The following is a 12,963-nucleotide window of genomic DNA, read 5'->3' as shown; positions in this document are numbered from 1 at the left end:
GAACACCGCTGGAACGTGAGTTTGCTCGTCGAGCCGGGGCACGCCACCCGGTTTCGGCGCACTAGTGCACCGAGCGGCGTGGGGTCAGTGGCCGGGTGGGAGTTCGCGTTGGGGACGAGTGGGGAGTTCGGGGATGTGTTGTGCGGGCAGCTCGCCGTGGGGGTGCGCTGCGGGCAGGCCGTAGCCGTACGCGCCGGTGGGTGGCAGTGCGGAGTAGCGCGGGTCGGTCGGGGGCGCGTACTGCTGCTGGTAGTCCGCGTCGACGACGGTGGAGGCGATGTGCTGGGCCTGCCACTGGGGTGAACCAGGGGGCAGTTGGTAGCCGCCGGGGGCGGCGGGCATCGCTGGTGCGTGCGAGTCCTGGGAGTCGACGGTGACCTTCCTGGTGCGGCGGAGGGTGAAGGTGATTTCCTCGACCTCTTCGAAGGCTTGGCGGGCAGTGCGCAGCGGATGGGTCGCGGAGTCGAGCGCGTTCGCGACGAAGGAGGGGACGAGCGGGCGGATGAAACGGGCCGCCGTGTCGGAGAAGGGCACCATGCCGATGATGGGGAGTTCGAGGCCGTCGCTCTTGGGCGTGGTCGGCGTGGGGGCCGCGACGGCGGGTGTCGATGCGTTCGCGGTGGTCGCCGGTGCGAGTGCGGCCGCTGTGACGGTGGCGGGCAGGTTCGGTGTCGTGTGAGACACGGAGGTGTCCTCTCGGTCGCCAGCCGGTGCGGCTGGTAGTTCGCGGCGGCGCGGCGGCTCGGTGATGCCGAGCTCGAGCCCGCCGATAGCGGCGATGATGCGGGTGCGCTGGCGTTCCCGATCGATCGCGGCGTCCGCTTCGACGGCCAGTCGCGCCGCGGTGAGTTCGTGTTCGGCGCGCAGGGCGGCTGCCTCGGTCCGCACCTCGGCGCGTTTGACGGCGATCACGGCGTCGGCGGTGCGCTCGGCGCGGTCCTGCATGGTATGGGCGGCCAGTCGGCGGTCGAAGGAGGTTTCGCCGCGCCACCACCGAAGGATCAGCGGCAGCAAGGCCAGGAAGATCAAGGCCACGATCGTCAGCACGCGAAGCGGCAGCGCGCCCGCGTTGTGGCCGGTGTATTCGTTCATGGCCTGCCAGCGCGCGCCGAGGCCGCGGTCGGCGTCGGCGAACGCGGTGGATTCGGCCGCGCGGACGGTCTTCTGGTCGTCGGCGATGCGCTGGTCGAACCCGGGCGCCCGGTCCTGTGCCGCGGCCAGTTGCTTGCGCGCATCCGCGAGCATCTCGTTGGCGGTCTGTGCTTCGGGTCCGCGGCCGGGCACCCCGGTGATGCGGGTCTGCGGGCACTCCGGGCTCGGGTTGAATTCACACCGCGCGATGACAAGAGCGCGATCGATGTCGGTTTGCGCTGTGGCGATCGCCTGATCCAGCGAGGTCCGATCGGCGCGGGCGCGGTCCAGCTCGGCGTTGGCGGCCACCACCGCGGGAGCCGAGGCGACCGAGCGCTGGGCCTTCTCATCCAAGAGCCGGTCGACCGAACCACCGAATACGACGACCGCGGCCAGCTCGGCGACCAACCCGCCGACCAATACCGCCACGGCTATCCGGGCGATCATCCCGAGCCGGTCCGGCGTACCGCCGGGGCGCGGGGTGGCCAGCGCCCGAGCGACCGCGCCTGCCAGCAGCGCGGTAACGAGGGCCGCGGCAACGATGGCGAGCAACGGCCAGGTGTCGGCCGCGGCGAGAGCGAGCGTCGTTATCGCGCCGGACACCGTCGCGAACAGCAGCACGACGGCACCGGTGACGGCGTAACTCGCGTGCTCGTGCCGGTCATTGAGTTCGGTGCCGGGTGCTGTCGCACCCTGCGTCCGCTCGAGACCTCCGCCGAGCCAGGCGAACATGCCGGTGACCGTCATGGGATCTCACATCCTCTACGTCCCAGTCAGTGTGGCCAGCTTGGCGAAACTGTCACAGATTCGTTGTCACAGCGTGACAGGCCACGGCCCGACACACCGAGCACGTCCCAGTGGATGTGTTCAGGTTCACAAAGATTGGGTTGCTGGATGCCTCCCCACGAGCGGAAATGCTCCCGGCTCAGAGGCGGCCGCTTGTCGGCGCTGTCGACGGAAGTCTGCCGCTAGCCGCTCCGGGCTGAGCGAGGCGAGGCAGCCGCTTGTCGGCACTGCGGGACGGCAGTCCATCGCCAGTCGCGCCGGGCTGGGCGAGGCGTGGCCGCCTAACCTGGCACGCGTGATTGGTTTCCGGGCGTGGAGGTCGGGACTGGGCGGTGGCCTGCTGGTCCTGCTGTCAGTGGCGCTGGCTGTGCTGGTTTCCGCCGGTGCTCTGGCATCGCCCGCCGAGCCGCGCACCGCGTCACTGCACGGGCTTGTCGAGTTGGTGGCCGATCGGCTCGACACCGCCGACGCGGTCGCCGGGGCGAAGTGGGCGACAGCGCAGCAGCTCGGCACCGAGCCGTCGATCGATGATCCCGGCCGTGAGGCCCAGGTCTACGACGATATGGCCCACCTCGGCGCTGGGCTCGACCTACCCGAAAACTGGATCAGGCAGGTGTTTTCCGGTCAGATCGAGGCGAGCAAGATCGTCCAGCGCGGTCTGGTCGCACGCTGGCGATTCGATCCTGCGGCGGCGCCCGCGGCCGCACCGGATCTGTCGAAGGTGCGCCCGCGGATCGATCGGCTGAACGTCGACATCGTCGAGCAGTTGGCCGCACAGCGCGCCGAACTGGCCGCGCCCGACTGCGTGGAAAGGCTTGCCCCCGGCGTTTTCGGTGTCCTGACCTCGGGGCGTGCCGATGCGCTGCACCAGGCCGCCCTGATTCGCGCCGTCACCGCCCTCTGCGCGCCGTAGCCCGCAAACGGGTTCCGGTGGCGCGCAGATGTTTCGGTGTCGCCGTGTGGTGAGAAGCACTTCAAGAATGATTGCTGGAAATGTGCTGAAAACCACAAAAGGCAAAAGAGTCCGGACGGTCGGATCGGGTTTTGTGCTCGTCACGACCCTGTCGGAAATATCTCACCGGGCTACTTGTCGAGTTAGCCGCCGGCAAGGTGGTTTGCCCGCCGCGGAGCAGGGGAAATCATCTTCGATGCAGGTGGGGGCCGGTTCTGGTGGCGCTATTCGCGCTATGTGCCAGGTCTGACCCACCTGGTGTCATTGGCTGGCACTCGGTGCCAGGGGATCGATCCCGCCAGGTCCGCTGCTTTACACTGGACAACGCGCACACGTGGAGGACCGTCACGAAGAAGCCCAGCTAGACCTGGTTATTAGTGCAACCTTAGTTGGTTGGGCCCTGGACCTGACTTATCGTTTGCTCTTACGCCGAACACAGAATGTTCGGCCACGATTGCCCGCTCGGGCACCTCACGCCGGTGCTCACCCTAGCGGGCGAGCACCCGCACGGAGGTAAGGAACTCGTCAGTGTTCCGTTACCGCCGAGCACCCACTACGTAACACCAGCGGGTGGACAACTGGAGACGTGACTGCACGCCGGACCATCAGCGCGGCTGGATCCGGAACGTACGGGCGCAGTCTTGACGGAGGCATTCGACGAAAGGCCGTTTTTCCACGCAGGCCAACCTCATCGAGGCCGACTTTCTTGAAGGCAGAGGCATGACGCAACTTCCTGGCCACAGGTCCCCTGGACCCATCGGGCTCTATGACCCGGCGAACGAACACGACGCCTGTGGTGTCGCATTCGTCGTCGACATGTACGGCCGCCGCAGCCGCGACATCGTCGACAAGGCTATTACGGCTCTGTTGAACCTGGAGCACCGTGGTGCCGCAGGCGCCGAACCCAATAGTGGTGACGGTGCAGGCATCCTGATCCAGATTCCGGACCGGTTCTTCCGGGCTGTGGTCGATTTCGAGTTGCCGCCGGAGGGCTCCTACGCCACCGGTATCGCCTTCCTGCCGCAGGCCCGCCGTGAGGCGACCAAGGCCGCCTACGGCCTGGAGCGGATCGTCGAGTCCGAGGGCCTCGCGGTCCTCGGCTGGCGCGACGTGCCCACCGACGACTCCACCCTCGGCGCCCTGGCCCGCGACGCCATGCCCACCTTCCGGCAGATCTTCATCGGCTCTCCGCGGGGTGCGGCCGAGCAGTTGTCGGGCATGGACCTCGAACGCCGCGCGTACGTCGTGCGCAAGCGGGTCGAGCACGAGCTCGGCAAGGCGGGTGCGGGCGAAGGCGCGGTCGGCAAGGAGTCGGTGTACTTCCCGAGCCTGTCCGGTCAGACCTTCGTCTACAAGGGCATGTTCACCACGCCGCAGCTGCGCGCCTTCTACCTGGACCTGCAGGACGACCGGATGGAGTCGGCCCTCGGCATCGTGCACTCCAGGTTCTCCACCAACACCTTCCCCTCGTGGCCGCTGGCGCACCCGTTCCGCCGGGTCGCGCACAACGGTGAGATCAACACCGTCACCGGTAACGAGAACTGGATGCGGGCGCGCGAGGCGCTGCTGCGCTCCGACGTGTTCGGCACCAACGAGGCGGGCAACAACCGGCTCGACAAGATCTTCCCGGTCTGTACGCCCGGGGCCAGCGATACGGCCCGCTTCGACGAGGTGCTGGAACTGCTGCACCTCGGCGGCCGCAGCCTGCCCCACGCGGTCTTGATGATGATTCCCGAAGCCTGGGAACGCAACGAGACGATGGACCCGCAGCGCCGGGCCTTCTACCGCTACCACTCGATGCTGATGGAGCCGTGGGACGGCCCCGCATCGGTGTGCTTCTCCGACGGCACCGTCGTCGGCGCCGTGCTCGACCGCAACGGCCTGCGCCCCAGCCGCATCTGGGTCACCGACGACGGCCTCGTCGTGATGGCCTCCGAGGTCGGCGTCCTCGACATCGATCCGGCGAAGGTGGTCAAGAAGGTCCGGCTGCAGCCCGGCCGCATGTTCCTTGTCGACACCTCGCAGGGCCGCATCGTCGGCGACGAGGAGCTCAAGTCGCAGCTGGCCGCCGAGTACCCGTACCAGCAGTGGCTCGACGCGGGCGTGACCAAGCTCGCCGACCTGCCCGACCGCCCGCACGTGCACATGTCGCACGACCGCGTGCTGATCCGGCAGCAGATTTTCGGATACACCAACGAAGAGCTGAACCTGCTGATCTCGCCGATGGCGAAGACCGGTCTCGAGGCGCTCGGCTCGATGGGCACCGACACCCCGATCGCGGTGCTCTCGTCGCGGCCGCGACTGCTGTTCGACTACTTCTCGCAGCTGTTCGCGCAGGTCACCAACCCGCCGCTGGACGCGATCCGCGAGGAAGTCGTCACCAGCCTGCGCCGGGCCATCGGCCCGGAAGCCGATCTGCTGAATCCGGGACCGGAGTCCTGCCACCAGATCACCGTGGCGTCGCCGATCCTGGACAACGACGAGCTGGCCAAGCTCGTGCACATCAACGACGACGGTTCGCAGCCCGAGCTGCGTTCGGTGGTCGTGCGCGGCCTGTACCAGGTCCAGAAGGGCGGCAAAGGCCTGCGCAAGGCGCTCGAGGCGATCAACACCCAGGTGTCGGCCGCCATCGACGGCGGCGCGCGGATCATCGTGCTGTCCGACCGTGAGTCCAACGAGAAGCTGGCGCCGATTCCGTCGCTGCTGCTGACCTCGTCGGTGCACCACCACCTGGTCCGCGAGCGCACCCGCACCATGGTCGGTCTCGTCGTCGAGGCCGGTGACGCCCGCGAGGTGCACCACATGGCCATGCTCGTCGGCTTCGGTGCTGGCGCGATCAACCCGTACATGGCCTTCGAGACCATCGAGGACATGCTCGAGCGCGGCGCGCTCCAGGTCCCCGGCAGCACCGGTGATCTGGCCGCCGACTACCGCAAGGCGGTCGCGAACTACAACAAGGCCGCGAGCAAGGGTGTGCTGAAGGTGATGTCCAAGATGGGCATCTCCACCCTGGCCTCGTACACCGGCGCGCAGCTGTTCCAGGTCATCGGCCTGTCGCAGGAGCTGGTGGACGAGTACTTCACCGGTCTGCGTTCGCATCTCGACGGCATCGGGCTCGACGAGATCGCCACCGATGTGGCCGCCCGCCACACCGTCGCGTTCCTGGAGAACCGCAACGAGCGCGCGCACCGCGAGCTCGAGGTGGGCGGTGAATACCAGTGGCGGCGCGAGGGCGAATACCACCTGTTCAATCCGGACACCGTGTTCAAGCTGCAGCACGCGACCCGCACCGGTCAGTACTCGATCTTCAAGGAGTACACCAAGCTGGTCGACGACCAGTCCGAGCAGCTCGCCTCGCTGCGCGGCCTGTTCAAGTTCAACACCACCAACCGGGCCGCGATCTCGATCGACGAGGTCGAGCCCGCCAGCGAGATCGTCAAGCGGTTCTCCACCGGTGCGATGAGCTACGGCTCCATCTCCTCGGAGGCGCACGAGACCCTGGCGATCGCGATGAACCGCCTCGGCGGACGCTCGAACTCGGGTGAGGGCGGCGAAAGCCCGTCCCGCTTCGAGCCCGAGGAGAACGGCGACTGGCGGCGCAGTGCGATCAAGCAGGTGGCGTCGGGCCGCTTCGGCGTCACCGCGCACTACCTGACCAACTGCACCGACATCCAGATCAAGATGGCGCAGGGCGCGAAGCCCGGTGAGGGCGGCCAGCTTCCGGCGCACAAGGTGTACCCATGGGTGGCCGAGGTACGGCACTCGACGCCCGGCGTCGGCCTGATCTCGCCGCCGCCGCACCACGACATCTACTCGATCGAGGACTTGGCGCAGCTGATCCACGACCTGAAGAACGCGAACCCGCAGGCGCGGATTCACGTGAAACTTGTTGCGGAGCCTGGCGTCGGCACGGTCGCGGCCGGTGTGTCGAAGGCACACGCGGACGTGGTGCTGATCTCCGGCCACGACGGCGGCACCGGCGCTTCGCCGCTGACCTCGCTCAAGCACGCGGGTGGTCCGTGGGAACTCGGCCTGGCCGAGACCCAGCAGACATTGCTGCTCAACGGACTTCGCGACCGCATCGTCGTGCAGGTCGACGGCCAGATGAAGACCGGCCGCGACGTGATGATCGCCGCGCTGCTCGGCGCCGAGGAATTCGGTTTCGCCACTGCGCCTTTGGTGGTCTCGGGCTGCATCATGATGCGGGTCTGCCATCTCGACACCTGCCCGGTGGGTGTCGCGACGCAGAACCCGGTGCTGCGCGAGCGCTTCACCGGCAAGCCGGAGTTCGTCGAGAACTTCATGCTGTTCATCGCCGAAGAGGTTCGGGAACTGCTGGCGCAGCTGGGCTTCCGCACGCTGGACGAGGCCATCGGCCGGGTCGACATGCTCGACACCACCAAGGCCAAGCAGCACTTCAAGGCCAGCAAGCTCGACCTGTCGCCGATCCTCGACGACGTCGAGACGGCGTTCATGCGCCAGGACCGTCGCTGCACCAAGACGCAGGACCACGGTCTGGACAGGGCGCTGGATCAGCAGCTCATCACGCAGAGCCGCGATGCGCTCGAGCGCGGTCAGGCGGTGAAGTTCGAAACCAAGATCTCGAACGTGAACCGCACCGTCGGCACCATGCTCGGCCACGAGGTGACCAAGCTCTACGGTGGCGCGGGCCTGCCCGACGACACCATCGACATCACCTTCACCGGCTCCGCGGGCAACAGTTTCGGCGCGTTCGTCCCCGCCGGCATCACGCTGCGGGTGCTCGGCGACGCGAACGACTATGTCGGCAAGGGACTTTCCGGCGGCCACCTGGTGGTCCGCCCATCCCTGAACGCACCGGCCGAGTTCGTCGCGGAAGAGAACATCATCGCGGGCAACGTGATCCTGTTCGGCGCGACCAGCGGCAGGGCGTTCATCCGCGGCGTCGTCGGCGAGCGGTTCGCAGTGCGTAACTCGGGCGCCACCACAGTGGTCGAGGGTGTGGGCGACCACGGCTGCGAGTACATGACCGGTGGCCGGGTCGTCATCCTCGGTGAGACCGGCCGCAACTTCGGCGCAGGTATGTCCGGCGGTGTCGCGTTCGTCTACAACCCGAACGGCACCTTCGAGGCCAGGCTCAACCCCGAGCAGGCCGACGCCGTCGAGCAACTGTCAGGTGACGATTTCACCTGGCTGCGGGACATCATCACGCAGCACCGTGATCAGACGGGTTCCGCTGTCGCCGACCGCATTCTGAGCGATTGGTCGCAGCAGGTGAATCACTTCGTGAAGGTCATGCCGCGGGAGTACAAGAAGGTTCTGCTCGCGATTTCCGAGGCCGAGAAGAACGGCACGGATGTCGACGAGGCGATTATGGAGGCGGCACGTGGCTGACCCGCAAGGATTTCTGAAGCACACCAAGCGGGAGCTGCCGACGCGTCGTCCGGTTCCGCTGCGTCTGATGGACTGGAAAGAGGTCTACGAGCAGGGGTACCCGAAGGAGACCCTGCAGCGTCAGGCCAGCCGGTGCATGGATTGTGGTATTCCGTTCTGTCACAACGGCTGTCCGCTGGGCAACCTGATCCCGGAGTGGAACGACCTGGTCTACAAGGGCCAGTGGCGTGAGGGCATCGACCGGCTGCACGCGACCAACAACTTCCCGGAGTTCACCGGGCGGTTGTGCCCCGCGCCGTGCGAGGCGTCCTGTGTCCTCGGCATCAACCAGGACCCGGTGACGATCAAGCAGGTCGAGATCGATCTCATCGAGAACGCCTTCGACGAGGGCTGGGTGACCCCGGTCTACCCGACTCGCATCACCGGCAAGAAGGTCGCGGTCATCGGTTCCGGTCCGGCCGGTCTGGCCGCCGCGCAGCAGCTGACCCGCGCGGGCCACACCGTGACCGTGTTCGAGCGGGCCGACCGCATCGGCGGTCTGCTGCGCTATGGCATCCCGGAATTCAAGATGGAGAAGCGCTTCATCGACCGCCGGATCGCGCAGATGGAGGCCGAGGGCACCATCTTCAAGACCGGTGTGAACGTCGGTGTCGACATCACCGCCGAGCAGCTGCGTGAGCGGTTCGACTCAGTGGTGCTCGCCGGTGGCGCGACGCTCGCGCGCGACCTGCCGATTCCCGGTCGCGATCTGGACGGCATCCATCAGGCGATGGAATTCCTGCCGTGGGCCAACCGGGTGCAGCTCGGTGACGACGTCACCGACGTCGACGGTCTGCCGCCTATCCACGCCAAGGGCAAGAAGGTCATCATCATCGGTGGCGGTGACACCGGCGCCGACTGCCTCGGCACCTCGCACCGGCAGGGCGCCGACAGCATCCACCAGTTCGAGATCATGCCGCGTCCACCGGAGGAGCGGGCCTCGTCCACTCCGTGGCCGACCTACCCGCTGATGTACCGGGTTTCCTCGGCGCACGAAGAGGGCGGCGAGCGGGTGTTCTCGGTGAACACCGAGCGTTTCGTCGGCGCCGATGGCAAGGTCACCGGCCTGGAGGCCCATGAGGTCAAGATGGTCAACGGCCGCTTCGAGAAGGTCGAAGGCACCGACTTCACCCTCGAGGCCGACCTGGTCCTGCTGGCCATGGGCTTCACCGGTCCCGAAAAGCCGGGTCTGCTCGAAGGTCTCGGCGTCGGCTATGACCAGCGCGGCAATGTCCAGCGCGACAAGAACTGGGCGACCAACATCCCCGGCGTCTTCGTCGCGGGGGATATGGGCCGCGGCCAGTCCCTGATCGTCTGGGCGATCGCCGAAGGCCGCGCCGCCGCGGCCGCCGTCGACAAGTTCCTGGAAGGCGAAACCGCGCTGCCCGCGCCCATCACCCCCACGATGGTCGCGCAGCGCTGAGTAGATAGACCCGTTTCTTACCGGAGCGGAAGGCGCCTGTGGATTGCGAAATCCACAGGCGCCTTTGTCGTCGGGTACCGTGCGCTCGAGATTTGCTGACGCCGTCGCGGTGACTGTCCATGCCGCGCGGGCGAACCAGGCGGCGGCGAAATGCGGCTGCCTCGCCTTCGCTCGGCCCGGCGCGGCGCGGCTGCCTCGCCTTCGCTCGGCCCGGCGCGGCGCGGCTGCCTCGCCTTCGCTCGGCCCGGCACGGTGCGGCTGCCTCGCCTTCGCTCGGCCCGGCGCGGCTGTCGACGGACTGCGTCCGGCAGTGCCAATCGATGGGGCGGGAATCGGACATGCATGCTGATTCGAATGGCGTCGAGGAGGCCGTGGCCCTATTGTGATCTTCGGTGTGCCTCGAATCTTGGGATGTGGATTGCGTAGCGTACGTCATGCTGGCGGGTGATTTTCGTTCACCCGATGTGCACTGGAACGACATCCGCCGAGGTCAGCATAGGTAGTGACAACTTGTCGGGAGTTTGCTCCCTCGGGAGCAAAAGTTGAACTGGAGCAGTATGCAGTTGAAGAAAGTTGCCGCGGCTCTCGGTGCGTGCGCGGCGATGACGTCTGGTTTGGTCTTCGGTAGCGGTTCGGTAACGGCCGATCCGGGGTGCCCAAGTCTGTACGTCGTTGCCATCCCCGGCACCTGGGAGACCGGTCACGACAAGAAACCTCAGCCCGGCATGCTGTCCGGTGTCACCAATGGGCTACCGCGTTCCACCGACGTCGACTACGTGACCTACGCCGCGACCGCGTTTCCGTGGGAAGGCGATGTCTACGGCGCGTCGAAGAAGGAAGCGACCGACAAGGCGCGCGGACTCGTCGGCGCGATGGGACAGCGCTGCGCGGGCACCAGGATCGCCCTTGTCGGATATAGCCAGGGCGCGGACGCTGCCGGTGATCTCGCGGCCGAAATCGGCACGGGCCTAGGCGTTGTGTCCCCGGACCGGATCGCGGGCGTCGGTCTCATCTCCGACCCGCGTCGTTCGCCCACCGACGTTCAGGTCGGCCCGCCCGCCGCGGGCGCGGGCGCGGGCGGTCCGCGCGTCGGCGGCTTCGGCTGGGTCAGCGATCGCACCAGGACCATCTGCGCGACCGATGATCTCTACTGCGCCACCGCCTCCGACGACTTCGTAACCCGATTCGCGGGCTGGCTGGCCCAGACCTCCGACGCGAATCCGGCCAACATCTGGCGCTACCAGCTCGAAGCGGGCGCGATCATGAACGACCTGATGGCGCGTGGCGGTGTGCCGCTGCTGCAGTCGCAGCTCACCGATTCCGCCAACCAGCAGCGGGCCAAGGAGCTCGAGGAGTTCTACAAGTCGCAGGCCCACACGCTGTACGGCAGCTACTCGGTGGGCGGCGGCCAGACCGCCGTCTCCTGGATGCACAACTGGATCGCGGGCATGGCCTGATCTCGCGCACGACACACTGAAGGCCACCTCCCGCGCGGAGGTGGCCTTCAGTGTGTCGATCGCTAGTTGCTACCTGCCGAACCAGTCGGCGGCAGCACACGATTGAACTGATGCGGCCCGTTCCCGGGGCCGGGATGATCGCCGCGTTCACGGAACTCCGCCCGCGGCCCGTCCGGACCCGGTCGATCAGGGAAGTCGTGATTGCCGCGCGGGCCGTTGATTTCCGTTCCTTCCGGTACGGATTCGCCCGATACCGCCTGAACCTGTGCGGCTACGGCGGGGTCTGGAGCCTCGGCGGACGCGGTGACCGCCAGCGTGGCGAGTGGAACGGTGACCAGCGCGCCGGCCACCGCCACTCGGGCGAGGCGACGCCTGAACGAGATCGGTGTCTTGGGGAGCAACACGGAATTCCTTTCTCTCGGACCGTGAGTCGCGGTGCGGCGGCTCACCGGTTCCATAGAAGGTTCCGACGCTGGGATGCTGGTGCGATCGCACTGGCAATCGCCTGTGAGTGACTGTGAGCCGCTCAGTCCCGCGCAGCGATGTTGCGTGGCAGCAGATCCCAGACATGACCGTTCTCGTTGACGGTCGCGGCGGTGCGGCGGCCGGTGCGCGAATACAGGATTCGGGTGATCGAGCAGTAGTCGATCGGAAAGGTCAGCGGCCGTGCGAGGTCGAGCACTTCCTGCAGGATCACATTGATCACGCCGCCGTGCGCGAAGACCGCGACCGTGTCGGCGGGATCAGTGGCCGAGGCGATCTCGAGGACGGCGTCGCGCACCCGGGTGCGGAAGGCGTCGGCGTCGACCTGCTCAGGCAGCTGACCGGCCTTGATGCGTTCGTAGGCGGCCCGGAACTCGATCTTGGCATCCTCGATCGGAATGTAGGCGGGCAGGTCGCGATCGTATTCGGCGAGGCCGTCCATGATGTCGACATCGAGGCCGAGCTTCGCGGCGGTCGGCGCGGCCGTGTCGCGAGCGCGCCGCTGCGGGCTGCTCACCACGCGGCTGATCTGATGGTGGCTCAGCGCCGCGGGCACCCGCTCGGCCTGTTCGAGTCCTACGGCGGCCAATTCGGGATCGGCCGGGCCGTCGGTGTTCATGACCCGAAGCGGTTGGGCGTGACGGACGAGAATCAACTGCACGCAGCCCACTCTGCCGTATCGGCTGCGCTGGTCGTAGGCCGGGCAATCCCGGGTGCGGCCTACCGGGCCTCGCGCGCCGTGCGGGCAGCTCGAAGAATGTCGCGAACTGCTCGATGGCGGCGACATCGCCCGAGCCTGGCGATGTCGGGCATCGAGCCGGAGGAAGCGGGCCTGGCTCCGTCGAGCGGACTCGAGCAGGCCCAGCGGTGCCCGCGGCGCTGCGGAACTGCTCCTCGATGCCGATGTGGCTGCCGCGTACCGCCATCTGAGCAGTTCGGACGAACCGAACAGCCACGAAGGGCCCGGATCGCGGCGAGCGACCCGGGCCCTTTCGTCTCCGTACCGACTACCGGCCGGTGCGGTCAGTTCTGATTCTTGCGGTTCTTCAGCAGGTAGATGCCGCCGATGATCAGCGCGACGACGAGCAGGCAGCAGATGCCACCGAAGATCAGTCCGCCGTAGCTCTTCTTCTTTTTCTTGGCCGCGTAATCCAGCGCCTGGGTCCACGTGTCGCCCGCGGCCCAGGTGTCCGGGCTCGCCCACACCGTATGGTCCAGCAGACTCGCGTTGGTCAGCAGGTCGAGGTACATATACATCCCCATCTCTCCGGTAGCGGCCTCCTCCCGGGGCCGAATGTCCAAGATTAGCGGGCACATTG

Annotated in this window: 8 protein-coding genes; 4 read left to right on the top strand and 4 right to left on the bottom strand. The window is 67.2% G+C overall.

All coding sequences use genetic code 11. From position 1 onward, the window contains the following. Positions 1 to 84 precede the first annotated feature (84 nt). A complete protein-coding gene (locus ACFU4Z_RS13165) occupies positions 85 to 1,878 on the bottom strand; it encodes a DUF4407 domain-containing protein (protein WP_379062355.1) in 1,794 nt (597 codons plus the stop codon). A 334-nt stretch (positions 1,879 to 2,212) separates the two neighbouring features. Between ACFU4Z_RS13165 and aroQ the strand changes: the two genes are divergently transcribed. From aroQ to ACFU4Z_RS13145, 4 genes are all read left to right on the top strand, one after another. Then, a complete protein-coding gene (gene aroQ, locus ACFU4Z_RS13160) occupies positions 2,213 to 2,830 on the top strand; it encodes a gamma subclass chorismate mutase AroQ (RefSeq protein WP_379062353.1) in 618 nt (205 codons plus the stop codon). 759 nt (positions 2,831 to 3,589) lie between these two features. Further along, positions 3,590 to 8,242: a glutamate synthase large subunit gene (gene gltB, locus ACFU4Z_RS13155; RefSeq protein WP_379062351.1), complete on the top strand. Its 4,653-nt coding sequence runs from the start codon at positions 3,590 to 3,592 to the stop codon at positions 8,240 to 8,242. Further along, positions 8,235 to 9,704 (top strand): glutamate synthase subunit beta, encoded by a 1,470-nt coding sequence (locus tag ACFU4Z_RS13150; protein ID WP_379062349.1) that lies wholly within the window; start codon positions 8,235 to 8,237, stop codon positions 9,702 to 9,704. Before gltB ends, ACFU4Z_RS13150 begins: the two co-directional genes overlap by 8 nt. Positions 9,705 to 10,261: 557 nt before the next feature. Next, complete coding sequence (locus ACFU4Z_RS13145) at positions 10,262 to 11,161, top strand: cutinase family protein (RefSeq protein ID WP_379062347.1); 900 nt, start codon at positions 10,262 to 10,264, stop codon at positions 11,159 to 11,161. 62 nt (positions 11,162 to 11,223) lie between these two features. Here the strand turns inward: ACFU4Z_RS13145 and ACFU4Z_RS13140 are convergent, their stop codons facing one another. From ACFU4Z_RS13140 to ACFU4Z_RS13130, 3 genes are all read right to left on the bottom strand, one after another. Beyond that, on the bottom strand, positions 11,224 to 11,565 hold the full coding sequence (locus ACFU4Z_RS13140) for a hypothetical protein (protein ID WP_379062345.1): 342 nt from the start codon (positions 11,563 to 11,565) through the stop codon (positions 11,224 to 11,226). A 122-nt stretch (positions 11,566 to 11,687) separates the two neighbouring features. Beyond that, positions 11,688 to 12,305: a histidine phosphatase family protein gene (locus tag ACFU4Z_RS13135; RefSeq protein ID WP_379062343.1), complete on the bottom strand. Its 618-nt coding sequence runs from the start codon at positions 12,303 to 12,305 to the stop codon at positions 11,688 to 11,690. 362 nt (positions 12,306 to 12,667) lie between these two features. Next, entirely contained in the window at positions 12,668 to 12,946 is a 279-nt protein-coding gene (locus tag ACFU4Z_RS13130) for a hypothetical protein (protein WP_379062341.1), read from the bottom strand. Positions 12,947 to 12,963 lie beyond the last annotated feature (17 nt).

It is taken from the genome of Nocardia sp. NPDC057440 (genome assembly GCF_042802915.1).
GTDB lineage: Bacteria > Actinomycetota > Actinomycetes > Mycobacteriales > Mycobacteriaceae > Nocardia.
This window is presented reverse-complemented; position numbering and strand designations above follow the sequence as displayed.